This is a genomic window from Bacillus daqingensis, assembly GCF_042654445.1.
Classification (GTDB): domain Bacteria; phylum Bacillota; class Bacilli; order Bacillales; family Salisediminibacteriaceae; genus Alkalicoccus; species Alkalicoccus luteus.
In genome coordinates this window covers 22,911-46,568 of sequence record NZ_JBHSGK010000016.1, presented here as the reverse complement: position 1 = coordinate 46,568, position 23,658 = coordinate 22,911, and the positions used below count along the sequence as shown (strand labels likewise).

Below are 23,658 nucleotides of genomic sequence, written 5' to 3'. Positions count from 1 at the left end.
AAAATTGACAGAGAATGATTCATTCTCTTTCCTTCTTCTTGTCTTTTGTTTAGTTTTCAAAGGGCCGTGTTACTTGATGCCGCTCGTTTTGGCGACTTTATTAATATAGCACGCTGAACATTTTGCGTCAACAACTTTTTATTAAGAAGTTTTCAGCTGTTCGTTGCGGCTGCGCTGTCCTGCAGCGACGAATAATAATATATCACGATTCATTTCTATCTGACAAGAGATAATCAGAAAAAAGATATTACTTTTTTTACGGCAGCTGTTTCACTCTGCTTAATGGCAGAAAGAGGCTGGTCATCCAGCCTCTTTCTTGCCTTTGATGTGATGTTACTCGTGATCATCCTGCGGACGCATCTGCGGAAACAGCAGTACGTCACGAATGGACTGGGAGTTCGTCAGCAGCATAACGAGACGGTCGATACCGATGCCGAGCCCTCCTGTTGGAGGCATGCCGTACTCCAGTGACTCGACGAAATCTTCGTCCATCATATGGGCCTCATCATCACCCTGCTCCCGCTCTTCCAGCTGCGCTTCGAATCGGCTGCGCTGATCGATCGGGTCGTTCAGCTCGGTGAAGGCGTTAGCGTGTTCACGTCCAACAATGAACAGTTCAAACCGATCTGTAAAGCGCGGATCATCCGCGTTCTTCTTCGCAAGCGGGGAAATATCAAGCGGATGTCCGTAAACAAACGTTGGCTGGATCAGTTTTTCTTCAATAAAGTGCTCGAAGAATTCGTTCACAACATGACCGAACTTCATCGTGTCTTTAATCGGTACTCCATGCTCCTTTGCAAGAGCTCTTGCTTCCTCATCGCTCATCTCCTGCCAGAAGTCGACTCCGGTATGCTCTTTCACAGCATCGACCATGTGCACCCGCTTCCAGCGGGGCTCCAGATCTATTTCCGTGTCATCATAAACAACCTTCGTGCTGCCGAGCACCTCGCGGGAAATGTGTGCAACAAGTTCTTCTGTCAGATTCATGATGTCTTCGTAGTCCGCGTAAGCTTCATACAGCTCGATCATCGTAAATTCCGGATTGTGACGTGTGGAGATCCCTTCATTTCGGAAGACGCGGCCGATCTCATAGACCTTCTCCATACCGCCGACGATCAAACGCTTCAGGTGCAGCTCGATCGCAATACGCATGTACAGCGTCATATCGAGCGCATTGTGATGAGTAACGAACGGACGAGCTGTCGCTCCGCCCGGAATGGAGTGCATCATCGGTGTCTCTACTTCCAAGTATCCGCGATCATCCAGGTAGCGGCGCATCGACTGCAAAATCCGGCTTCTTGTGACAAACGTATCGCGCACTTCCGGGTTTACAATCAGATCAAGGTAGCGCTGCCGGTAGCGCTGCTCGACGTCTTTAAGTCCGTGGTACTTGTCCGGAAGCGGACGAAGAGATTTGGACAGGAAGATCAGCTCCTCTGCTTTTACGGAGAGCTCGCCTACCTTCGTTTTAAAAATCACGCCGCGGACACCGAACATATCGCCGATGTCTGACTTTGTAAACTGCTCGTACTGCTCTTCTCCAACGCTGTCTTTTCGTACATAAATCTGGATCTGGCCGCTTAAGTCCTGAATATGGGCAAATCCGGCCTTCCCTTTACCTCGTTTTGTCATCATCCGCCCTGCGATCGAAACAGGAACCTCTTCTTCTGCAAGGTCTTCTTTTGTCATCTCTTCATACTGCGCCAAAATAGAGGCTGCATCGTGCGATCGTTCGTATTTACCGCCAAACGGATCCATGCCGCTCTGCTGCATCTGCTCCAGCTTTTCACGGCGGACCTGCATTTGATCGGAACCTTCGAATTCTTGACTCACGTTCATCAACTCCTGGGTAGTTAAGTAGTAGTGGATACATAGAAAACTGCCGACAGCATCTACCGGCAGTTTTCGCTAATGATGAAAAACGCAGAAGCAGAACGGGATCAGCGGCCTGCTGCACGCGGCCGCTTTTCTTCCAGCTTACCGCCGATGCTGATGAGCACGTCGGCCATGCCGTCGCGCGTCGTCATCTGGTTGATTTCATTACGGAGCTCAGCAGCTCCCTTTAGTCCTTTGATGTACCAGGAAGCATGCTTGCGCATTTCCTTCACAGCGACTTTTTCGCCTTTCAGATCGATCAATCGATCCATATGCAAAATGCAGACTTCCATTTTTTCATACGGAGTCGGTTCCGGTATATGTTCACCTGATTCCAAGTAGCGGACCGTCCGATAGAGCATCCACGGGTTTCCAAGTGCAGCGCGGCCGATCATCACGCCGTCTACTCCTGAGAACTCCATCATCCGCTTGGCATCTTCCGGTGTTTCAATATCCCCGTTGCCGATAACCGGGATATTGACCGACTCTTTCACCTGTTTAATGATGTTCCAGTCTGCTTTTCCTTCATACATCTGATAACGGGTACGTCCGTGCACGGCAACTGCCTTGCCGCCGGCCGCTTCAACAGCCTTGGCGTTTTCTACCGCATAGACGTGATCGTCATCCCAGCCTGTTCTCATTTTTACTGTGACCGGTTTATCCGCTGCGTTAACAGCAGCCTGCACCATGTCATAAATTTTATCGGGATTGAGCAGCCACTTGGCCCCTGCGTCACAGGACGTAATCTTTGGCACCGGACATCCCATGTTAATGTCAATGATGTCCGCATTTGTCTGCTTATCCACGACTTTCACTGCTTCTGTAAGCGTCTCTTTTGTGCCGCCGAAAATTTGAAGGCTGAGCGGTTTTTCGCGCTCGTCTACGTACAGCATTTTCAGAGAACGCTTATTCTCACGGAGAATCGCTTTGTCACTGACCATTTCCGCACAGACGAGGCCGGTTCCGAACTCTTTTGCGATCAAGCGGAATGCCGGATTGCATACACCGGCCATAGGGGCGAGTACGACAGGATTTTTCATTTCAATATCGCCAATTTTCAGCATCTTTTCCACCTCTTCTATTTCAAACCGGGGGATTGCTCCGGTCTCCACCATTCAGCGCGGCTTTTCAGCTTTCACAATGCCGCTGTCCCCGGTGAACGCACGAGCCGCTTCTGCAGCTGTTTCTCCATCTGCCACCTGCAGCTCTGGTGCTATCTCTGCAAGCGGAAGCATGACAAATCCGCGCTCACGCATGCGGGGGTGCGGGATAATCAACGATTCCAACTCTATATTCTCGTCTCCATAGAGTAAAATGTCAAGATCTATCGTACGGGGGCCCCATTTTTTCTTGCGGACGCGACCGAGCTCCTGCTCAATCGACTGCGTTTTCTCCAATAGAGCGAGCGGGGCGAGATCCGTTTCAATCTCTACCACCGCATTCAGGAAATCAGGCTGATCTGTCACCCCGACTGGTTTCGTCTCATAGTAAGAGGATTGGTTCGTTACCTTGATATGCTCCAGCCTGTGAAGCATGTGCACAGCATCTTCCAGCTGGCTGAACCGGTCGCCTATGTTTGCCCCGAGGCTGATATACGCCTTCACGTTCCGTCAAATCCCCGTTCACGGCGAATCTCAACGGCTACCGCATCATAGTGGCCTGGAATCGGCGGATCCGGCTTCGTTACTTTCACCGTCACTGCATGCACGATGTCAAAGCGGCCTAAAATAAGCGAGGCGACTTTGCGGGTTAAGGTTTCCACGAGCTTCACCGGTTCTCCTTCAAGTACTTCCTTCGCAGATTCATACACGAGTGCGTAGTTCACTGTATCATCGAGATCATCGGTCGTTCCAGGCTTTTCTGCGTCCAGCTCCATAATGATATCGCAGTAAAAGCGCTGGCCCAGCTCGTTTTCTTCTTTAAACGCTCCGTGATAACCGTAAAATCGCATTCCCTCTACGTAGACTTTATCCATGCTTATACGCCTCCAATAGTCGTAAGTGGGTGCCGGCCTTTTCCTAGCATTGCGTCCATCATCCGGGTCATCCGGCTGATCTCCTTCACGTCGTGGACGCGCACGATGCTGCATCCTTGATCGATGCCGCGGCAGACCGTAGCACCAGTCCCTTCCATGCGCTCTTCCACAGGCAGGTCGAGGGTTTTAGCGATGAGTGATTTGCGGGAGGTGCCGAGCAGCAGCGGGTAGCCTAGCTCATTGAATTCACCGAGACGTCGCATGACAAGCAGATTATCTTCATAGCTTTTTGCAAACCCGATCCCCGGGTCGAGAATAATCCGGTCGTCTTTTACTCCTGCACGAAGGCAGCGTTCAATCGACTCCGACAAGTCCCGCTTCATATCTGCAATCAGATCGGTGTACACCGCTTCCGGGCGGTTGTGCATAAGGACAATCGGAACATCCGCGGCAGCAGCCGTTCCGGCCATGTCCGCATCCGCTTTAGCACCCCAGACGTCGTTAATGATTGATGCGCCGGCTTCCAGCGCTGCTTCTGCCGTAGCGGCTTTATACGTATCAATAGAGATCGGCGCATCAATCGTTTGTTGGAGCGCTTCAATAACTGGGACGACCCGGCTGATTTCTTCTGCCTGGCCAACCTTTTCCGCTCCCGGCCGAGTCGATTCACCACCGACATCGATGATATCAGCTCCATCCGCAGTCATTTCCCGGGCATGCCGCACCGCTCGTTCCACAGTCTCGTAACGTCCGCCGTCGGAAAACGAATCAGGCGTCGCATTTAAGATGCCCATCACGTACGTTTTTTCCGCGAAGTTCAGTTCATGCGTCTTCCATTTCATCTTCTTCATTCTCTATCACCCTGTTCTTCCTGCTGTTTCGTCTTTTCAGCTGCCTGCTTGTAAACCCGCTGCAGGCTGCGTGCCACCGGTCCCCGCTTTCCCGGAAAGATCGTATCGTCCCAGCGCTTGAGCGGCACAATTTCCTGTATGGAATTCGTTAGAAAAGCCTCTTCGGCACGGAGCGCTTTCTGGAGCGGGTACCTGCCCTGCTCCACCTGCATGCCGAGTGCACGCGCTGCATGACGGACAAAGCCTGCCGTCACGCCCGGCAGACAGCCGGTCGACGGATCAGGCGTATAAAGCGTATGGCCATCCGTGAAAAAAAGGTTGGACGTAATGCTTTCCGATACAGCACCGGCTGCGTCCAGAAAAATTCCTTCAGCAGCGTGCTTACCCACTTCCCGTTTTGCGAGAATATTATTCCAGTAATGATGGGATTTACGACGCACGGCGCCTTCTGGACTGCTGCGCCGAAGCTGAAGCGTGACGGCGACCTTTTCTTGCGCCGCCTGATTCGGCAGTGCTTTGACGTAGAGAATGATGAGGGGGCTGCGGTAAGGCTCTTGAGGCAGACCGACGCCTTCAGCACCGGCCGAGACATTCAGACGAAAATAGCCGTCTGCCATACCGTTCCGTTCCAGAAGCTTCGGAACGGCCAAGCGGATGTCTTGCTCCAAGGCTGCAGGAAGCACAAGTCCAAGCTCTGCAGCACCTTCCTCCAGACGGCGTATGTGATCGGAAAAGAGAAAAGGGTGCCCGCCGTAGGTCCGGAACGTCTCAAAGAGACCCGCCCCGTACAGAAAGCCGTGCTCATACGGGGAAATGCGGATCTCTTTATCGTCCTGGATCGTTCCGTTTACGTAGAGGTACATGCCGGCTCAAACTCCTTGTATGCGTCAAGAAAGTTGCGGAGCATTATTTTCCCGGTATCTGTCATGATCGATTCCGGATGAAACTGCACCCCTTCTACCGGCAGCTCCTTATGACGGATGCCCATGATCTCTTTTTCAGCTGTTTCCGCCGTGATGTCAAAGCAGTCCGGCAGTGTTTCGCGCTTTACGATCAGGGAATGGTAGCGTGTCGCAACAAACGGATCCGGAAGTCCTCGAAATACGCTTTTTCCATCGTGAAATACTTCAGACGTCTTGCCGTGCATAAGCCGCTCTGCCCGTACGACGTCTCCGCCAAATACCTGGGCCATTGCCTGGTGCCCGAGGCAGACGCCGAAAATTGGGATCTGTCCGGCGAATGTGCGGATCGCCTCCATCGAAACACCGGCTTCGTCCGGTGAACAAGGACCCGGTGAAATCATCAGATAGTCCGGATTCAGCTCGCGGATGTCCTCCATCGTAATCTGATCGTTACGTCTGACGACAAGTTCCTGTCCCATTTCACCGAGATACTGAACCAGGTTATACGTGAACGAATCGTAGTTATCAATCATTAAAATCATTTTGATATCCTCCTCTGCTCTTCTGCCTCTGCTTCACTCATTTCCAGCGCCCGCCAGAGAGCGGCCGCTTTCTTCAGTGACTCCCGGTATTCTGCCCGCGGTTCGGAATCGATGACGATCCCCGCTCCTGCCTGCACGTGCAGCCGGCCGTCTTTTACAATCATCGTGCGGATGGTAATGTTCAGCTCCATGTCGCCGTTCCAGCCGATCCAGCCCATCGCACCAGTATAGGCGCCGCGTCGGACCGGCTCCAGCTCTTCAATAATTTCCATCGTGCGTATTTTCGGTGCTCCGGTAATGGTACCACCCGGAAAAGCAGCGGCAATAACGTCAAGCGCATCACAGTCGGACCGCTTCGTCCCCCGCACGTTGGAAACAATGTGCTGCACGTGTGAATATTTTTCAATGACCATCAGCTCATTCACATCGACCGTTCCATATTCACAGACGCGGCCGAGATCGTTGCGCTCAAGATCCACGAGCATAATGTGCTCCGCGCGCTCTTTTTCGTTGGCGAGGAGCGTTTCTGCAAGGCGGCGGTCTTCTGCATCATCCCGCCCTCGAGAACGGGTTCCGGCGATCGGTCTCGTGCTTACTTCATCGCCTGCTGTTTTCACGAGCAGCTCCGGCGACGCACTGACGTAGGTCAGCTCCTTTGTCTGTAAAAAGCCCATGTACGGCGAGGGGTTCATGCTGCGGAGATGCTCATAAATATGGAGCGGCTCCGTCGTCTGATTCCGCGTTTCCCGGACCGACAGGTTGACTTGAAACACGTCGCCTGCAGCAATATAATCTTTCGTTTTTGTCACAGCCTCGGCAAAGCGGGCTTCATCCATCGAACGATGCACGTCATCTGAAGCTGGTGCTGGCCGCTGCCAGCCGTCGAATGCCGATGCTGCTGCCTCCTGCCAGTCTGTCTCCATCCGCTTCAGCTTAGCTTCAAGCTCTTCGGCCGCCCCTGAAACGATACACCAGCGTATGTCTTCCTGGTGGTCAATGACATACAGCTCCTGAAACGCCAGCAGCAGGACATCATCAGTTGCAAGATCATCAGCTGCCTCATTTGGGAGCGATTCAATCTCCCGGATTAAATCATAGCTGAACTGCCCGGCAATGCCTCCTTGAAAATCGGGAAGCGCCTCCCGCTTTGGTGCCGTATAGCGCTGAAGCCACGCGCGGAGGCTCTGCAAAATGGGGCCCTCCAGCACCGTCTCTTCTCCGTTTTCGCTGACGACAAGCCTGCCGTTTTTCCCTTTTAAAATCGAGACCGGATGAAGGCCGATAAAGGAGTAGCGTCCCCCGCGTCCGCTTTCCAGCAGAAGATGATTGGCACTCTGCCGGCTCAGTTTTTTATACGTTTCGAACCAAGGCTCCCGGTCTTCCGCCAGTGGGACCGGGCGGCCCTGAACATCCATAGATTGTGTCATTGCGTCACCTCCGGCCGCTGCAGGGCCGTTTCATTTTCTCCCATCATTATACGGGGGAGCCCTCTATCCTGCAATCATTGCCTTTTGAGCAGAACCGCCTGAAGCCTGCGGCAGCGATTTTCTCTATCAAAGATAAAAAAGCTGCACCCGGAACATTCCCGGCGCAGCTGGTAGATCTATAGGATCCGCTCTTTAGTTGCTCGTTGTTTCCTGTTCTTCAAACTGATAAAGCGGCGTGCTCAAGTAGCGCTCTCCGTTACTTGGAATGACGGCGACGACTTTCTTGCCTTTGCCCAGCTTTTTCGCTGTCTCAAGCGCTGCATAAATGGCAGCACCGGAAGAAACGCCCCCGAGAATTCCTTCTTCACGTGCAGCACGGCGTGCATATTCATATGCCTGCTCAGTAGAGACCTGCATCACTTCATCAAAAATATCTGTATTTAGAATGTCCGGTACAAAACCGGCTCCGATTCCCTGAATTTTATGAGGTCCTGGACCGCCTCCGGAAAGAACTGGTGAATCCTCCGGCTCCAATGCAATGATGTTCAGATCCGGGAACTTTTCTTTCAGCACTTCGCCGGCGCCTGTGATCGTTCCGCCGGTTCCGATGCCGGAAATGAACGCATCCAGCTGATCGCCGACCTGTTCAAGCAGTTCCCTGCCTGTCGTTTCACGGTGGATCTTCGGGTTCGCTTCGTTCTCAAACTGCTGCGGCATAAAGTAGCCATGCTCCTTTTGCAGTTCGAGCGCCTTGGCAATCGCACCCTTCATTCCTTTTGCACCAGGTGTTAAGACAAGGTCAGCTCCGTACGCACGCAGTAAATTGCGTCGCTCCATGCTCATCGTATCCGGCATGACAAGTACGCTCTTGTAGCCTTTTGCAGCGGCTACCATCGCGAGACCGATACCGGTGTTTCCGCTTGTCGGCTCAATGATCGTATCGCCGGGCTTCAGGTTGCCCTGCTCCTCTGCGGCGTTCAGCATGGAAATCGCAATACGGTCTTTCACACTGCTGCCTGGATTCATAAACTCCAGCTTCAGATAGACATCTGCGTCCTGTTCCCCGGTCATGCGCTGCAGTTTAACAAGTGGTGTATCTCCAATCAGCTCCGTAATATTGTTAACGACTTTCACCATGGTACTGCCTCCCTTTTAATCCTGACTATTTTAATAGGTTTACACAGTCAGTTTAGCAGACGATTTCTGGAAAAGCAACTGAAGTTTATTTTTCCTGACGCGCAAATAAGATCTCTTCAAGCTCTGCTTTGGAAAAGAGATACTGCTCGTTACAGAAATGGCACGTCGTTTCGGCGCCTTCATCTTCATGAATCATCGCTTTGAGTTCATCCTCATCGATGCTGTGCAGCGCAGTCGAGATCCGTTCCTTGGAACAGCTGCATTCAAACCTTGTTGGCTGGGTGTCGAGAATCCGGTAGCTTCCGCCCGTGAGCTGCTCGACAATCTGCTCCGGCGTATCGCCCCGCTTTACCATCGAGGAGACCGGCGGCAGCGTCTGCAGCCTTGCCTCGACTTCATCGAGAATATCATCCGTCGCTCCCGGCATGATCTGCAGAATGAATCCGCCTGCTCCTTCGATCACATCTTCCGAGCCGATCACGACACCGAGACCGACAGAGGACGGGGTCTGCTCTGACGTTGCGAAATAATACGTGAAGTCCTCGCCAAGCTCGCCTGACACAAGGGGCACGCTTCCGGTGAAGTGGTCGCGCATGCCAAGATCCTTTACGACAGACAGGTTGCCTTCTGTTCCGACGACGCTTGCAACGTTCAGCTTGCCGCTGCTGTGACGCTCCGGATCGACAAAGCTGTTGGATACATAGCCCCGTGCCGTACCGGCAGCCGTCGCATCAATGATGATCGGGCTTGCCGGGCCGTTGCCTTCGATTTTGATCGTCAGCTTTTCATCGCCTTTCAGCATCGCCCCCATCATCGTGCCTGCTGTAATCGCACGGCCGAGGGCTGCTGTTACGGTGCGCCATGTTTTATGACGCCGCGCTGCTTCCTTGACCATATCTGTGGACCGTATGGCATAAATTCGTACTTTATCGTCATAGGCGAGTGCCTTTACGAGATAATCCTGATTCATGTTCTTTGTTCCTCCTTAGCGGTATAAGCCGCTGTTTTTTTCATAAATAAACTGCAGACCCTTTAGCGTCAATAGCGGATCGGCGTGATCGATCAGCCTGCTTTCGGACGCTGCCCATTCAGCGGCAGTACCGGCAGCAACAACCGTCGCATTCGTCCCGGACTCCCGGCGGATGCGGCTGATGATGCCTTCCACTGCTCCAAGACCGCCGTAGCGGTAGCCTGACTGCAGTGCTTCTGCTGTGCTTCGGCCGATGACGCGGGGACTGGCTTCTGCACGTACCTTCGGCAGCCTGGAAGCTTTTTCAGCCAGTGCCTCCATGGCCAGATCGAGTCCGGGCATAATCGCGCCTCCCAGGTAGCGGCCTGCTTCATCCAGATAGCAAAAGGTAATAGCTGTACCGAAGTCTACAATAATAAGCGGGGATCCGTAAAGTGCTTTGCCTGCTACAGCATTCGCGATCCGGTCAGCCCCGACTTCGCGCGGATTTTCATAAAGAATATTCAGCCCTGTTTTTACACCGGGTCCGACAAAGTAGACGGGTGCCTGCACGTACTGCTCCAGCACCTGCTCCAACAGGGTGTCCATATCCGGCACGACTGAGCAGACGAGTGATCCTTCGATTTCCTCAGACGGAATGCTGTATAAAGCCATCATCTGGTGCAGCATCAATCCATACTCGTCGACCGTTCTGCCCCGGTCTGTTTTCCATTCCCAGCTGGCGAGCAGATCCTCTCCTTCAAAAACACCGACGGTCATCACTGTATTCCCTGCATCTGCCACAATATTCATCTGCCTCCCCCTTTCTGTGCAAAAAAGAGGAGCGCTTCCGTGCCCATTAGGCACGGGAAGCGCTCCCCGCTCATACTAGTCTTCTTTACGGCGATCATCCTCGGATGGTTCGTCCGTCTGTTCCTGATGCTCGGTTTCTTTTGTGTCCGCAGAAGGTGTTTCTGCTTCACCTGCTTCAGCGTTCTCTTTTTCTTCGCCGTTGTTACCGTTGCGGCCGGTAGCGTGATGGCCTTCCGGAAGCCTGCCTTCATTTACAAGGGACTCAATTTGCTGCGCATCGAGCGTTTCATACTCGAGCAGCGTCTGAGCTACAAGCTCCAGGCTGTGCTTGTTATCCGTCAGGATCTGCTTACAGGCTGCATATGCATTTTTGAGAATTGACTGAACTTCCATGTCAATCTCGTGTGCAATCGCATCACTGTAATTTTGTTCATTATTGATATCGCGGCCCAGGAAGACTTCTCCCTGCGAGCTGCCAAACTGCATCGGTCCGAGCTTTTCGCTCATGCCGTATTCCATGACCATCTTGCGGGCGATGCCGGTAGCACGCTGGAAATCGTTATGAGCGCCTGTGCTCACTTCGTTAAACATGATTTCCTCTGCAACCCGTCCGCCGAGGAGGCCGATAATCTTATCAATCAGCTCCGGCTTCGTCATGAAGTAGCGGTCCTCTTTCGGAAGCATCATCGCGTAGCCGCCTGCCTGTCCGCGCGGCACGATCGTTACCTTGTGCACGATATCGGCATTTTCGAGCTTCACCCCGACGACGGTATGACCGGCTTCGTGGTGAGCAACGATATTGCGTTCCTTTTCAGAGATAACGCGGCTCTTCTTCGACGGTCCTGCGATCGTTCGGTCAATCGCCTCATCGATCGAAGCCATATCAATCTTCTTGAGATCCGAACGGGCAGCAACAAGCGCCGCTTCGTTCAGCAAGTTCTCCAAATCTGCTCCGGAGAAGCCAGGTGTGCGCTGGGCAATCGCCTTCAGATCGACTGTATCGTCAAGCGGCTTATTCTTTGCATGCACCTGCAGCACCGCTTCCCGGCCTTTCACATCCGGACGGCCGACCGTAATCTGACGGTCGAAACGGCCTGGACGCAGAAGGGCAGGGTCCAGAATATCCGCACGGTTTGTCGCTGCAATGAGGATGATTCCTTCATTAACACCAAAGCCGTCCATTTCGACGAGCAGCTGGTTGAGCGTCTGCTCACGCTCATCGTGTCCGCCGCCTAGACCGGCGCCGCGGCGTCGTCCGACTGCGTCAATCTCATCGATAAAGATGATACACGGTGAGTTTTTCTTCGCGTTTTCGAACAGGTCGCGTACGCGGGATGCACCGACCCCGACGAACATTTCCACAAAGTCCGAACCGCTGATGGAGAAGAATGGTACGCCTGCTTCTCCGGCTACCGCACGGGCAATCAGCGTTTTACCGGTACCAGGAGGACCTACGAGCAGCACCCCTTTCGGAATACGTGCGCCGATTTCCGCGAATTTGCGGGGATCCTTCAGGAAGTCAACAACTTCTTCAAGCTCCTGCTTTTCTTCATCTGCGCCTGCTACATCTTTAAAGCGGGCTTTTTTCTTATCTTCGCTGACGAGCTTCGCTTTACTCTTGCCGAAGTTCATCACTTTTCCTCCGCCGCCCTGAGCCTGGCTCAGAAGGAAGAAGAAGAGAATGAAGATGATGACGAACGGGATGATCGCGATCATGACGTTTACCCAGCCGCTCGGCTCATCCGCCTGTTCAATCACGAGCTCCTCAATGCCCTGCTCGCCGGCTGACGTAATCACCTCTTCCAGGAATACCTGAAGGTCCGGCACGTTAACCGTGAAAAATTCATCTTCTTCTGCCCCGCGCAGCTGTCCGCGCGCAGCATAAACATCCAGCGTCGGCTGAATGGTTAATGATTCAATATTGTCATTTTCCAGCTCCTGCTGGAATTCATTGAATGTTATCTGTTCTGTCTCGTCCGGATCGGCCTGGAAAATGCTGACGATCCCGATGATGACGAGAAAGATAAGTAAGTAAAAAATGACGTTACGAAAAATTCGATTCATCCTGGTCCTCCTCCCACATCTAATACACTTTTTTCATCGTATCATACCGACTGTTTGCCATACAACGAATTTACTTTTCGTATACTTCCGGCTTTAAAACGCCGATGTATGGGAGGTTGCGGTACCGTTCGATATAATCCAGCCCGTAGCCGACTACAAATTTATCAGGGACGGTAAAGCCTGTCAGATCCGGATAAATGTCTACCTGCCGTCCTTCCGGCTTATCCAGGAGCGTCACGATTTTAACGGAATTAGCCTGACGGTATTTGAACAGCTCTGTCAGATACTTGAGTGTATTTCCGCTGTCGATGATATCTTCGACGATAATGACGTCGCGTCCTTTTACGGTCGTGTTCAAATCTTTTTCGATTTTCACTTCGCCGCTTGATACGAAGCCCGTGCCGTAGCTCGATACGTCCATCACATCATATTCCAGGTGGGCATCGATTTTTTTAATAAGATCTCCCATAAATGGAAGAGATCCTTTCAGAATACCGATGACGAGCGGGAATCGATCCTTGTACTCCTCAGCAAGGTCTGCTCCGAGCTCCGTCACTTTCTCCTGAATTTCCTCTTCCGAAATTAATGTCTCCAAAATATCTTCGTTCATATGGATTTAATTCCTCCTAGTTGTATATAGCGGTCAAGCCCTGTCCGGAAACAAACGTCAGGTTTATCTCCTGGAGGGGGGCCGCAGGGTCGTTCGGCGGCACAGCAGCCGCAAGAAAAGGCACCCACAATATTGTACCATGACTGTCGGCGACAATGGGCCACCTGTCCCGTTCTTTTCTTGGAATTTTTGCATCAATAAACAATTTTTTTAGTTTTTTCGTACCAGAGGCCGTATGGATGCGGTCGCCGTCTTTTCTCGTACGCACGATCAGCGGAAGCGCTGCTAGGTCTGCATAAAGTGTGGCGTCCGCCTTCCCCTGCTGCCCGTGGGTTTCAAATCCGCCGGCGCCGCAGACGGCTCCGGGTTCAATGATCTGTCGGGGCGGAAGTGCCGCTTCTTGAGCACGGCGCAGCGTAACATGCGAGTAAGACCGCTCCAGCTGGATGCCGGATCCGATCGTTCCCGTTTCCGATGCATCTTGTCCGGATGCTGTCCGCTGAAACACGGCAATATGATGCTTCCCCCAAGGCATTCCGGGGTTAAGGTAGTTCAATAGTAGAGGAATGACCCGGCTTTGTAAAGCCGCAGGCACCGCCTGCCAGTCCTTTGTCGAAAAACAGACGGAATCCGGTGAAAACTGGAACCGCTCCAGCTGTTTTTGCGCCTCCTGCATCAAATACGAATCATCGAGCGCCGCCTGCTCACTCATCGATTGAGCCGCCCGGTGCAGCTGCGGATTTTCCTCCCGGAGCACCGGCATCACGCTCATGCGGATGCGGTTTCGTTCGTAAACATCCGATTGGTTGGAGCTGTCCTCGCACCAGCGGATCTTTTCGTGCTGCAGAAACTGCAGAATGTCCTCTTTGGAAACCGCGAGCAACGGACGAATAACAGTGCCAAAGGCCAAGCTGCGCCGGACCGGAATACCTTCTCCGCGGGGTGTACCTCTCAGAAAGCGCATGAGCAGGGTTTCGGCCTGATCGTCTCCGTGATGGGCCGTCGCAGCCAGCGGAATCTGACGCTCCTGCATGAGGCGGTCGAGTTCCTGATAGCGGAGCTCGCGGGCCGCAGCCTGAGTACCGGCTCCGGATTGGCGCATCCAGGCTGCCACGTCCAGATGTTTCACGTGAAACGCGAGCTCGTGTTCATGACAGAACCGGCTCAGAAAACGGACTTCTTCGTCGGCTTCACGACGCAGGTGGTGATGCAGGTACAGCACTTCCGGCTGAAGCGGGGAATAGCGGTACAAGTACCAGAGCATCGCCATGCTGTCTGCGCCGCCGGAAACAGCCGCAATGACATGGTCATGCGGCTTAAACAGCTTATGCTCCGATGCGAATGCTTCAATCGCCTGTCTCATAACGGTTTCCTATTCCTTTCCGGAAGGAGAAGACGGACAGCGCAAGCACGAGTCCTGCGGCAATCGCTCCAGCCTGCAGCATCGTTTCAACGCCGTACTCCAACCCGTTAATATAATCACTTTCAACGAAGGAAAGCATCGTGAAGTAAGCGAGACTTCCGGGAACGAGCGGCAAAATGCCGGGAATAGATAAAGTGGTCACCGGCAGCTGCACCCGCCGGGCGAGAAAATGGGCAATCACTGCGGCAGTGAACGAGGCGATCACGGTCGCTACCACGTTGGTGATCCCCATATACAGGCTGACCTGCAGCGCTGTCCACGTCCAGGCGCCGATCATGCCGCCGAGCAGCAGAGCCCGTCTCGGCACACTGAATATGATGCCAAAACCGATAATCGCTGCGAATGTCAGGATAATTTCCGTCAGTAGCTGCACGATGCTTCCTCCTTTCTTCATGATGCACGAATCTTATATGAAAATCGAAATGGCGAGGGCGACCCCGCTCGCAATCGACAGCGATGTGAGCAGAGCCTCTACGCCGCGCGACATACCTGCAAGCAGATCGCCGGAGAGCAGGTCACGGACCGCGTTTGTCAGCGGGACACCTGGAACGAGCGGCATTAACGAGCCGATAATGATCTGATCCATGTTCGTACCAAGTCCAAGTGCCACAAGAGCGATGGCACTGGAGCTGCCTGCAAAAGCCGCGGCGATTTCCGAAGCAAAGCGCACTCGCAGATAGCCTTCGATCGTCACGAGTGTAAAGCTTGAGATCATTGCAGCCAGAAAGGCCGGAATAAAATCAAACAGGCCGCCCCCGAATAAGTAGGAAAAGCCGCCGCCTGCGACTCCCGCTCCGAGGTGAATCAACCACATCGGATACTGGATTTTGGCTGCGTAGATCTCTTCCAATCTGCGTTCCGCTTCCTGTACCGTAATGTCGCCGGCGGTAAACTCCCGGGAAACCTGGTTTACCTCGGTCACCTTATTTAAATCCTGCATCCGGTCATCGACGCGGACCATCTGCATCAGATCGCCGTTCCCTTTTTCTTCTTCAAATGAAAGGAAGATTCCGGTCGTCGTTGAAAAGCAGTGCACGTTCGTAAAGCCTGCTGCTCTTGCCATTCGTTCAATCGTTTCTTCCACGCGGTACGTTTCTGCTCCGTACGTCAGCATAATCTCCCCTGCCCGCAGGCAGACGTCCATGACTTTATCTGCTTTTGCACCCATCCGGCATCCTCCTTTCCTGTCCAGCTTGTTCTGTCTGCACACGAAAAGATGCGCCGCCCTGATCCCAAGACGGACACATCCTTTTACGGTGCTGCTATCTGTTCCGGTCTCCCCGCTTCCGGTCATCGGTTTTGCTGCGAAGCGTGGAGAGCCGTTCCTCACTGTCTTTTAAAAACCGGTTCATTTTCTCTTCGAATGCAGCCGGACTTTCTTTTTTGCGCCGGCTTTTCGTTTCACTGCCGGCCTGCTTCATAGAGAGCGCAATTTTGCCGTCGTCCTTGATCTCCAGTACCTTAACCTGAACATCCTGACCAGCTTCCACAAAGTCGGATACTTCCTTCACGTAGCTTTCGGCCACTTCACTGATATGCACGAGTCCCGTTTTTCCGTCCGGCAGTTTGACGAAAGCACCAAATGGCTTCACGCCTGTCACCCGTCCGGTATAGGTCCTTCCCGATTCCACTGTCATGTCAGCTTGTGCTCCTCCTTCGCTGCTTCCGTAACGGCAAGCTTATGTGCCCTGATTATACGAAGCAGAGAAACGCGTGTCAATCATCATTCATTTGGCTGCGCGGCAGCTGGAACAATGTCTCTCCCGGTTTTGATAAAAAGAAATCGCGCCGGGCCAGCTCCGCTATGTATTCTGGATCGTGCAGCAGCTCAATTTCTTCCTCCAAGCTGCTTCCTTCAGCCTGCAGCTCTTCCAGTTCTTCCTGAAGCAGCTGGTTTTCCCGCTCACTGTCCTGAATGGCCGAATGCTGCTGATAAAGGGTGACGGAGACAATAATAACGAACAGGAGCATGAAAGCACCAAATACACTAAGACGACGTTTGAGACCCTTCATCCGGCGGCTGCGCTTCTCTTCCATTTCTTCCTGACGATGCATGTATTCTGTCGTCAGTTTTTTAATTTCCGTTTTCCGGTTACCGTCCATCAAACTTCCCCCTTTATCCATACAGCGTTTTCTCTATCGTAATGGACGAATCCACCCCTTACAAGGGCGGATTGTCTTAATCTTCCACTCTTTCTTCGGATATGACGGTGTAAAAGCTTGCTGCTTCTTCTTTCTTAGCGGTTTCGGCCGTACGCTCCACCTTCAGTGTCACCACTTTCTGGCCGAAGTGTATCACCAGCTCGTCTCCCGGCTTCACCTCCGTACCTGCCTTCGCCGTTACGCCGTTTACTTCCACCCGACCCTGGGAGGCCACCTCTTTTGCCATTGTACGCCGTTTGATGAGCCGTGACACTTTTAAATACTTATCGATTCTCACTCGGATCCCTCTCTTCGTTCGATCTTTTTCGCTTCCTCCCAATATACGTCCAGCTGCTCCAGGTTTTGATCTTCCACGTTCAGGTTTTGTTCTTGAAGCCGCATTTCGATATGACGGAACCTTGATGAAAATTTACGGTTCGTCTGTCGAAGCGCTTCTTCCGGGTCCATGCCATGGTGACGCGCTACGTTAACAACGGCAAACAGCACATCGCCAAGTTCGCCGGCTGCTGCTTCCATCCGGTTTTCCTGCAGGTCCTGCTTCCATTCGTTCAGCTCTTCCTCCACCTTGGCCCAGACAGGCCCGTCTTCGGTCCAGTCGAAGCCGGCTTTTGCCGCTTTTTTCTGAAGCTTCCAAGCATAGTGCAGAGCAGGTAGCGATGCCGGAATGCCATCTACGAGGGACTTACGGCTTCCATTCTGCTTTTCCGATTTTTTGATTTCTTCCCAGTTCGCGAGTACTTCCTCTGCGTCCGCTGCAGCCGTATTGCCGAATACGTGCGGGTGACGGCGGATCATTTTTTCCGTGACGTGCTCAATGACATCCTGGATATCAAAATAGCCATTGTCCTCGCCGATCTGTGCATGCAGCATCACCTGCAGCAGCACGTCGCCCAGCTCCTCGGCAATATGGTCATCGTCCTGCTCGTCAATCGCTTCAAGCAGCTCATACACTTCCTCGACCGCATAGCGCTTGAGCGATTCGTGCGTCTGCTTGCGGTCCCATGGACAGCCGTCCGGCCCTCTGAGCGTTGCGATGACTTCGCGCAGCGTCTGAAATTCACGGTACAGAATGCTCTCTCTTTCTATCGGCTGCACGTACACAGCCGTTAAATTACTGACAGACACGGCCCGGTCCAGCTCAAACAGCGGCACCGTCACGAGTGACTCTGCTTCAGAACCTGCAGCGGTGACCACCGTTACTGGATAGTCGTCCGGATAGCGTTCCATAAGCGACAGCTTCACTTCGCCGGCGCTCGCGGAGTCAAAGACCTGGCTGATCAACACGTGCTGAGTGACGGCGATGTCCGGCGGATAGAGCGCGGTTCCGTCCAGCAGCTGAAAGCCATCGTTCGGGTCGATCTCAAGCGCCGTAAAGACGGCATCGAGAAAGCTCTGTCCCCCTGCTACCTGTACAGGAATTTCCGGCTGGCGCAGCAGCAGCTGCACCGTTGTTTCTGCTACCATCGGGTGACCGGGCACTGCAAACGTGACCGCTCCTTCTTCACGCGCTTTCTGCATGAGTGTTTCTGCTGTTTCCCGGTACACCTCTTCAAAGCGGTCGTGCTTTTCATACAAGGAATCGAAAGCGTGAAAAACGACTCCCTCCTGCTCCAGCTCCGCAATGATCGGATGGTCAGCCGTACGAATGTACACCTTTTCTTCCCCGAGCAGTTTTTTATACAGGCCGACAGGGAGCTGGTCCAACTCCCCTGCTCCAAGCCCGATGATCGTAATCGACGGTTTCATACGTGATTTCCTCCTTCAGATTGACGCCGGTGCGGAAGCCGGGTTCCCAGCTTCGGGAGCATCTCCCATTCGCGCACCGTAAACACAGACAGTCTCCAAATGATCCCGATATAGAGGACAGCTCCTCCTCCGGACACGAGTGCAAGCTGCACCGATGCTCCGGCTCGGCTTCCAATAGGACCTGAAGCGGCGAACCAGGCAGCCGCTGTCATGATGAGCAGCGCCGCTCCCGTTTTTACAAGCCAGGTTCCAGGTCCAGGACGCAGCACCCCTATCCGGATCAGCGACCGCACAGATGCCGCTGCAAGCAGAACGGCTGCAAGCACCGTTGCCGCTGCGGCGCCCATCGTTCCTGCAACAGGAACGAGCAGCACGTTCAGCACCGCTTTTCCTGCAAGGGCTCCCAGCAGCAGTGCAGCGGCTGTTCCCGCATGATCCGCTGCGTGCAGGAGCGCTGCTGCGGTCATAAAGACCGCTGCCGGCAGAATAGACAGCGCCATGACCTGCAGCACGGCCGTGCCGGATGCGTCGGTAAACATGCTGACATTCAACAGCGGCATCACCGCTGCCATACCGAGTGCAGCGGCTGCGCCAAAGACCGTGCAAAGCTTCAGCGCACTCCCCGCCTCTTCCGACGCCCTGCGCCGGTCGAGCGGCCACGCTTTTGCTACTGCAGGCAGGGCCGCATAGGAAAAGACCGTGATCACCACTGCGCCGAACTGAATCAGCGGCCAGCTTCTGTCATACACACCCTTTTCCTGCGCGGCCTGCAGCCCCTCGGGTAACCGCTGAACGATGGTAAACGCATCGATGAGCTGAAACAAAATGAGCAGCATCGCGCTCGCTGAGACGAAGAGTCCTTTTACGAGCAGCTCTCGCATAAGCCCCGGCCAGGCAGGCGGAAGCCGGAAGTCCGGGCATATGCTTTCCTCACGCCGGACGTAAAACCAGAGTGATGCAAGTCCTGCGGCTCCGCCGGCGAACGCTCCAATGCCTGCTGACGCTCCGGCGGTATACACGCTTCCAAGCTGCATCCCCGCCCAAGCCGCCAGCAGAATGACAATCACTCGAATAAACTGTTCAATTACCTGTGACACGGCGGTCGGCAGCGTATTGCTGTCGTGCTGAAAATAACCCCTCGCAGCTGCAGCAAATGGAATCAGCAGAAACGGAAGCCCCATCCACCGGAGCGGCTCGGTCAAAGCCGGATCTCCCATAAGTGCGGCAAGCGATGGCGCTGCGAGCGTCACCGCTCCTCCCAGGAGACCGAACAGCACGATCATAATCGCCGTATAGAACGTCAGCAGCGAACGGATGCCGTCCCGGCTCCCGTTATCGATCAACGCCTTGGCAATGACGAGCGGAAAACCGTATGTCCCGAGCACGAGTACCGCTCCATAAAGCGGATATAACTGCTGGTAGACGTAAAATCCGGTGTCTCCTGTCATGTTTTGATACGGAATTTTATACAGCGCGCTCAGTCCTTTGGCTGCGAGCGCAGCCAGGGACAAATAAGCGGCGCCCTTCGCCCACGATGGCGTCGGATGCGGCATACGGATCGGCTTCCTTCCATGCAAACAGCCGGACGGCTATGCTTTCACTTCTGCATCCCGGCTGACTTCCGGCAGACGGGAAATCACCTGCTCCAGGAGAGAAAGGTAGTCTCCGTCCTCCAGCTTCTTCGTTTTAATTGAAATGACAATGCGATTATTTTCATAGCTGAGGTTCATGCTGCGGGACAGCTTGTTGACGAGCGTGAAAAGCTTTGAGCCGTCGGTCCGGTCTGTTGCTTCTCTGCTCAGCGTCACGCGGCAGGTTTGATTTTTTTCCTGAATCGTTTCAATCCCTTCACGGGCTGCGTACAGCTTAATCCGGGAGATGATGAACAAATAGTCAACTTCCTCCGGATATTCTCCAAAGCGGTCGATCATTTCGTCCTGCAGATCCTGTACTTCCTGAAGCGCTGCCACCGCCCGAAATCGTTTATACATATCGATTTTTTGACGGGAGTCTCCAATGTAGCGCTCCGGAATATAGGCGTCAGCTTTAATATCCAGCTCCAGCTCCGGCGGTGCTTCTTTTTTAGCGGCCTCTTCCTTGCCGTCCATTTCCTCTTTTCGTTCATCGATTGCCTCTTTGAGCATCTGCGAGTACAAATCAAAACCGACGGAGGCAATAAAGCCGTGCTGTTCGGCACCAAGCAGATTGCCCGCTCCTCGAATTGACAAGTCCCGCATGGCAATTTTAAAGCCGGAGCCAAGCTCGGTAAATTCCTTCATGGACTGAAGCCGCTGTTCGGCAATTTCCGTGAGCACTTTATCCCGCTGATGGGTGAAGTACGCGTAGGCGATCCGGTTGGAACGGCCGACGCGACCGCGCAGCTGATAGAGCTGGGACAGGCCCATCCGGTCGGCATTATGGATGAGGAGGGTATTGACATTCGGAATGTCGACGCCGGTTTCGATAATGGTCGTCGTCACAAGAACGTCCGCCTCTCCTTCAAGAAAGTCCATCATCACCGATTCCAGCTCCGTTTCCGTCATGCGGCCGTGTGCGAAGCGGACCGTTGCATCCGGCACCATCATCTGAACCCGGTCGGCCATCGATTCAATATCCTCCACCCGGTTGTAAAGGAAATAGACCTGTCCGCCGCGGGCCAGCTCGCGTTCCATCGCTTCCCGGGCGAGTGCTTCATTGTATTCCACCACGTACGTCTGTACGGGGAAGCGGTTTTCCGGCGGCGTTTCAATGACAGAAAGATCACGAACGCCAAGCATCGACATATGAAGCGTTCGCGGAATCGGCGTCGCCGTCAGCGTCAATACGTCAACGTTCGCCTTAAGCTGCTTGATCTTCTCTTTATGCGTGACGCCGAACCGCTGCTCTTCATCGACGATGAGCAATCCCAGATCGTTGAACTTTACATCTTTGGACAGCAGCCGGTGCGTACCGACTACGATGTCCACCCCTCCAGCCTGCAGCTTCTGCGACGTTTCTTTCAGCTGTTTGCGTGTCCGGAACCGGCTTAACAGCTCGGCGTTTATCGGAAAATCCTGAAACCGCTCGCGGATCGTCTCAAAGTGCTGCTGGGCGAGAATCGTCGTCGGCACAAGAATTGCGACCTGTTTGCCGTCCATGATCGCTTTAAACGCGGCCCGCAGTGCGACCTCTGTCTTGCCGTAGCCGACATCTCCGCAGAGAAGGCGGTCCATTGGCCTCTCCCGCTCCATGTCTGTTTTGATTTCCTCAATCGTACGCAGCTGGTCCTCCGTTTCCTGATACGGAAACGCCGATTCGAATTCACGCTGCTCCGGCCCGTCTGCCGTGAAGGCATATCCTTTGGAATGCTCCCGCTCCGCGTACAGCTTGATCAGGTCGTCCGCAATGTCCTGAACGGAGGAACGGACTTTGCGTTTGACTTTCTTCCATTCGCTTCCGCCGAGTGCGTAAAGCTTCGGATCTTTTTCTTCGGAGCCGACGTATTTCTGCACGAGATCGATCTGCTCTACCGGAACGTAAAGTTTATCGTTGCCCGCATAGGAGATATGCATGTAGTCCTTATGAATATCGCCGACTTCCAGCGTCTCAATGCCGAGGTATTTGCCGATCCCGTGGTTCACGTGTACGACCCAGTCGCCGACCTTCAGCTCCGAATAACTTTTAATTCGTTCAGCGTTGGACATCTTTTGCCGCCGCTTTGGCTTTTTCGGCGTTTTCTTCGTGAAAACTTCTTCTTCCGTAATGATGACGATTTTTTCAAGCGGCATTTCAAAGCCGGCTGTCAGCTGACCTGTCGTAATCCGTGCTTCTCCTTCATGTGGAGGCGTTTCAGGCGGAACGATGGAAGCCTCCATCTCATAGTCCCCCATGACGCGCTTCAGCCGCTCGGCCCGGTCATCAGAGGCGCATGTAAACAGCACCGCATAGCCGTTACTCTTCCAGCGGTCGACTTCGTTTTTCAGCACGTTCATTTGGCCGTGAAACTGCTGCATCGATTTCGTCTGCAGATTAATGTGATCGGCAAGCACAGCGCCTTGAATCTGCCGGGCAAACAGGCTGAAGTACAGCTTCGGAGCGTCTGCTTCCACGACTGCCGACCACGGAACAGACATTGTCAGATTTCGCGGAATCGCTCCATCCGCGAGCATCGCGGTCTGCCAGTCTGCTTCTTCACGGTCGAGCGTATCCATCGTTTCCTGCGCCCGGCCCGGTTCATCAACGACCAGCCTCGTTCCTTCCGGCATATAGTCCAAAATCGTATACGGCTGGTCATAAAGCAGCGACATGTACTTATACAGCGCTTCAAACGGCGTGCGCTGTTTCAGCTTTTCAATTTCGCTGCCGATGTTTTCTGCCAGACGGTTTTTTGCCGACTGCTCCCGGGCAGCGCGGACGCTCGTATCAAGTCGTTCCTGGAGCGCTTCTGCACCGCGCTCATACTCCTCATCGGTCAGCAGTATTTCCCGCGCTGGTCCAATTTGTACGGCAGAGGCCTGTTCAAGCGAGCGCTGGGAGCCGACGTCAAAAAAGCGGAGAGAGTCCACCTCGGTATCGAACAGCTCAATTCGGACCGGATGCGTTTCCGTAAGCGGATAGACATCGATGATTCCTCCGCGCACGCTGAACTCACCCGGCGCGCCGACCATGTCTTCGCGGTGATAGCCGAGTGTTACCAGGCGGGTCATAAATGCTTCCAAGTCCAAATCAGTGCCGGTCTCGACGCGCAGCTGCGCCTCCTTCCACATTTGAGGAGGAGGAAGCAGCCTCCGGACGCCTGCGGCCGGTGTGACAATAATGCCGCGGCGGTTTTCAGCCCAGTGGTTCAGCGCCTCCATGCGCTGGCTCCGCAGCTCCGGACTCGCTACCGCTACTTCAGCTGAAATGAGCTCGTTCACCGGATAAAGGTGTACGTCCTCCTCGTCGACAAACGACAAAAGATCATCGTACAGCTTTTGCGCCTGCAAGAGGTTATGTGCCACGACAAGCTGGGAACCGCCGCTCTGCTCATAGAGAGAGGCCAATACGGCTGCACGTGACGAACCGGTGACTCCCGATACGAGTCTGTCGCCCTCGCTGGAGGTCAGTTTTTGTAAATCTCCTGATGTCTGTAACCGTTCTAGAAAGCCTTTCAACGCGTTCCCCACCTTTTTTCTTCAAGTTCCTGCCGGACGGCTTCAAGAG

At 53.7% G+C, this 23,658-nt stretch carries 22 protein-coding genes; all 22 read right to left on the bottom strand.

Annotated features, from left to right (window positions below):
• Nucleotides 1-333: 333 nt before the first annotated feature.
• The 22 genes from lysS to mfd all read right to left on the bottom strand — a co-directional run bounded on the left by lysS (nucleotide 334) and on the right by mfd (nucleotide 23,609).
• Nucleotides 334-1,839 (bottom strand): lysine--tRNA ligase, encoded by a 1,506-nt coding sequence (gene lysS, locus ACFO4L_RS14505; RefSeq protein WP_377910384.1) that lies wholly within the window; start codon nucleotides 1,837-1,839, stop codon nucleotides 334-336.
• A gap of 101 nt (nucleotides 1,840-1,940) precedes the next feature.
• A complete protein-coding gene (gene dusB / locus ACFO4L_RS14500) occupies nucleotides 1,941-2,939 on the bottom strand; it encodes a tRNA dihydrouridine synthase DusB (protein WP_377910383.1) in 999 nt (332 codons plus the stop codon).
• A gap of 51 nt (nucleotides 2,940-2,990) precedes the next feature.
• Nucleotides 2,991-3,479, bottom strand: coding sequence for a 2-amino-4-hydroxy-6-hydroxymethyldihydropteridine diphosphokinase (gene folK / locus ACFO4L_RS14495; RefSeq protein ID WP_377910382.1), 489 nt, complete (start codon nucleotides 3,477-3,479; stop codon nucleotides 2,991-2,993).
• Nucleotides 3,476-3,850, bottom strand: coding sequence for a dihydroneopterin aldolase (folB, locus tag ACFO4L_RS14490; protein WP_377910381.1), 375 nt, complete (start codon nucleotides 3,848-3,850; stop codon nucleotides 3,476-3,478). Before folB ends, folK begins: the two co-directional genes overlap by 4 nt.
• A 2-nt stretch (nucleotides 3,851-3,852) precedes the next feature.
• Nucleotides 3,853-4,701 carry a dihydropteroate synthase gene (gene folP / locus ACFO4L_RS14485; protein WP_377910380.1) on the bottom strand — a complete coding sequence of 283 codons (849 nt, stop codon included), beginning with the start codon at nucleotides 4,699-4,701 and terminating at the stop codon, nucleotides 3,853-3,855.
• Complete coding sequence (pabC, locus tag ACFO4L_RS14480; protein ID WP_377910379.1) at nucleotides 4,698-5,564, bottom strand: aminodeoxychorismate lyase; 867 nt, start codon at nucleotides 5,562-5,564, stop codon at nucleotides 4,698-4,700. Before pabC ends, folP begins: the two co-directional genes overlap by 4 nt.
• A complete protein-coding gene (pabA, locus tag ACFO4L_RS14475) occupies nucleotides 5,549-6,145 on the bottom strand; it encodes an aminodeoxychorismate/anthranilate synthase component II (protein ID WP_377910378.1) in 597 nt (198 codons plus the stop codon). The genes pabC and pabA overlap by 16 nt, the downstream gene beginning before the upstream one ends.
• Nucleotides 6,142-7,572, bottom strand: coding sequence for an aminodeoxychorismate synthase, component I (gene pabB / locus ACFO4L_RS14470; protein WP_377910377.1), 1,431 nt, complete (start codon nucleotides 7,570-7,572; stop codon nucleotides 6,142-6,144). The genes pabA and pabB overlap by 4 nt, the downstream gene beginning before the upstream one ends.
• 192 nt (nucleotides 7,573-7,764) lie before the next feature.
• Nucleotides 7,765-8,709: a cysteine synthase A gene (cysK, locus tag ACFO4L_RS14465; RefSeq protein WP_377910376.1), complete on the bottom strand. Its 945-nt coding sequence runs from the start codon at nucleotides 8,707-8,709 to the stop codon at nucleotides 7,765-7,767.
• Nucleotides 8,710-8,794: 85 nt separating this feature from the next.
• Nucleotides 8,795-9,679, bottom strand: coding sequence for an Hsp33 family molecular chaperone HslO (gene hslO, locus ACFO4L_RS14460; RefSeq protein ID WP_377910375.1), 885 nt, complete (start codon nucleotides 9,677-9,679; stop codon nucleotides 8,795-8,797).
• A gap of 15 nt (nucleotides 9,680-9,694) precedes the next feature.
• A complete protein-coding gene (locus tag ACFO4L_RS14455; protein WP_377910374.1) occupies nucleotides 9,695-10,471 on the bottom strand; it encodes a type III pantothenate kinase in 777 nt (258 codons plus the stop codon).
• Nucleotides 10,472-10,546: 75 nt separating this feature from the next.
• Entirely contained in the window at nucleotides 10,547-12,535 is a 1,989-nt protein-coding gene (gene ftsH, locus ACFO4L_RS14450; protein ID WP_377910373.1) for an ATP-dependent zinc metalloprotease FtsH, read from the bottom strand.
• Between the two features lie 70 nt (nucleotides 12,536-12,605).
• Nucleotides 12,606-13,145 (bottom strand): hypoxanthine phosphoribosyltransferase, encoded by a 540-nt coding sequence (gene hpt / locus ACFO4L_RS14445; protein ID WP_377910372.1) that lies wholly within the window; start codon nucleotides 13,143-13,145, stop codon nucleotides 12,606-12,608.
• Between the two features lie 16 nt (nucleotides 13,146-13,161).
• The gene (gene tilS / locus ACFO4L_RS14440) at nucleotides 13,162-14,508 is read right to left on the bottom strand and encodes a tRNA lysidine(34) synthetase TilS (protein ID WP_377910371.1); all 1,347 of its coding nucleotides are present in this window, start codon (nucleotides 14,506-14,508) and stop codon (nucleotides 13,162-13,164) included.
• A complete protein-coding gene (locus ACFO4L_RS14435; protein WP_377910370.1) occupies nucleotides 14,492-14,941 on the bottom strand; it encodes a threonine/serine exporter family protein in 450 nt (149 codons plus the stop codon). The genes tilS and ACFO4L_RS14435 overlap by 17 nt, the downstream gene beginning before the upstream one ends.
• 33 nt (nucleotides 14,942-14,974) lie before the next feature.
• Nucleotides 14,975-15,736: a threonine/serine exporter family protein gene (locus ACFO4L_RS14430; RefSeq protein WP_377910369.1), complete on the bottom strand. Its 762-nt coding sequence runs from the start codon at nucleotides 15,734-15,736 to the stop codon at nucleotides 14,975-14,977.
• A 94-nt stretch (nucleotides 15,737-15,830) separates the two neighbouring features.
• Complete coding sequence (locus ACFO4L_RS14425; RefSeq protein WP_377910368.1) at nucleotides 15,831-16,205, bottom strand: S1 RNA-binding domain-containing protein; 375 nt, start codon at nucleotides 16,203-16,205, stop codon at nucleotides 15,831-15,833.
• Nucleotides 16,206-16,284: 79 nt separating this feature from the next.
• Complete coding sequence (locus tag ACFO4L_RS14420; protein ID WP_377910367.1) at nucleotides 16,285-16,671, bottom strand: FtsB family cell division protein; 387 nt, start codon at nucleotides 16,669-16,671, stop codon at nucleotides 16,285-16,287.
• 76 nt (nucleotides 16,672-16,747) lie between these two features.
• On the bottom strand, nucleotides 16,748-17,008 hold the full coding sequence (locus ACFO4L_RS14415) for an RNA-binding S4 domain-containing protein (protein ID WP_377910366.1): 261 nt from the start codon (nucleotides 17,006-17,008) through the stop codon (nucleotides 16,748-16,750).
• Nucleotides 17,005-18,477, bottom strand: a complete 1,473-nt coding sequence (yabN, locus tag ACFO4L_RS14410; RefSeq protein ID WP_377910365.1) for a bifunctional methyltransferase/pyrophosphohydrolase YabN — start codon at nucleotides 18,475-18,477, stop codon at nucleotides 17,005-17,007. The genes ACFO4L_RS14415 and yabN overlap by 4 nt, the downstream gene beginning before the upstream one ends.
• Complete coding sequence (locus tag ACFO4L_RS14405; protein WP_377910364.1) at nucleotides 18,474-20,030, bottom strand: oligosaccharide flippase family protein; 1,557 nt, start codon at nucleotides 20,028-20,030, stop codon at nucleotides 18,474-18,476. Before ACFO4L_RS14405 ends, yabN begins: the two co-directional genes overlap by 4 nt.
• Before the next feature lie 36 nt (nucleotides 20,031-20,066).
• On the bottom strand, nucleotides 20,067-23,609 hold the full coding sequence (gene mfd / locus ACFO4L_RS14400) for a transcription-repair coupling factor (protein WP_377910363.1): 3,543 nt from the start codon (nucleotides 23,607-23,609) through the stop codon (nucleotides 20,067-20,069).
• Nucleotides 23,610-23,658: the final 49 nt, after the last annotated feature.

Excerpts from the sequence above, each read along its gene's own strand:
- lysS (WP_377910384.1), bottom strand. The coding sequence starts at position 1,839 with ATGAACGTGAGTCAAGAATTCGAAGGTTCCGATCAAATGCAGGTCCGC.
- dusB (WP_377910383.1), bottom strand. The coding sequence starts at position 2,939 with ATGCTGAAAATTGGCGATATTGAAATGAAAAATCCTGTCGTACTCGCC.
- folB (WP_377910381.1), bottom strand. The coding sequence starts at position 3,850 with ATGGATAAAGTCTACGTAGAGGGAATGCGATTTTACGGTTATCACGGA.
- folP (WP_377910380.1), bottom strand. The coding sequence starts at position 4,701 with ATGAAGAAGATGAAATGGAAGACGCATGAACTGAACTTCGCGGAAAAA.
- pabC (WP_377910379.1), bottom strand. The coding sequence starts at position 5,564 with ATGTACCTCTACGTAAACGGAACGATCCAGGACGATAAAGAGATCCGC.
- pabA (WP_377910378.1), bottom strand. The coding sequence starts at position 6,145 with ATGATTTTAATGATTGATAACTACGATTCGTTCACGTATAACCTGGTT.
- pabB (WP_377910377.1), bottom strand. The coding sequence starts at position 7,572 with ATGACACAATCTATGGATGTTCAGGGCCGCCCGGTCCCACTGGCGGAA.
- cysK (WP_377910376.1), bottom strand. The coding sequence starts at position 8,709 with ATGGTGAAAGTCGTTAACAATATTACGGAGCTGATTGGAGATACACCA.
- hslO (WP_377910375.1), bottom strand. The coding sequence starts at position 9,679 with ATGAATCAGGATTATCTCGTAAAGGCACTCGCCTATGACGATAAAGTA.
- ACFO4L_RS14455 (WP_377910374.1), bottom strand. The coding sequence starts at position 10,471 with ATGAATATTGTGGCAGATGCAGGGAATACAGTGATGACCGTCGGTGTT.
- ftsH (WP_377910373.1), bottom strand. The coding sequence starts at position 12,535 with ATGAATCGAATTTTTCGTAACGTCATTTTTTACTTACTTATCTTTCTC.
- hpt (WP_377910372.1), bottom strand. The coding sequence starts at position 13,145 with ATGAACGAAGATATTTTGGAGACATTAATTTCGGAAGAGGAAATTCAG.
- tilS (WP_377910371.1), bottom strand. The coding sequence starts at position 14,508 with ATGAGACAGGCGATTGAAGCATTCGCATCGGAGCATAAGCTGTTTAAG.
- ACFO4L_RS14430 (WP_377910369.1), bottom strand. The coding sequence starts at position 15,736 with ATGGGTGCAAAAGCAGATAAAGTCATGGACGTCTGCCTGCGGGCAGGG.
- ACFO4L_RS14425 (WP_377910368.1), bottom strand. The coding sequence starts at position 16,205 with ATGACAGTGGAATCGGGAAGGACCTATACCGGACGGGTGACAGGCGTG.
- ACFO4L_RS14420 (WP_377910367.1), bottom strand. The coding sequence starts at position 16,671 with ATGGACGGTAACCGGAAAACGGAAATTAAAAAACTGACGACAGAATAC.
- yabN (WP_377910365.1), bottom strand. The coding sequence starts at position 18,477 with ATGAAACCGTCGATTACGATCATCGGGCTTGGAGCAGGGGAGTTGGAC.
- ACFO4L_RS14405 (WP_377910364.1), bottom strand. The coding sequence starts at position 20,030 with ATGCCGCATCCGACGCCATCGTGGGCGAAGGGCGCCGCTTATTTGTCC.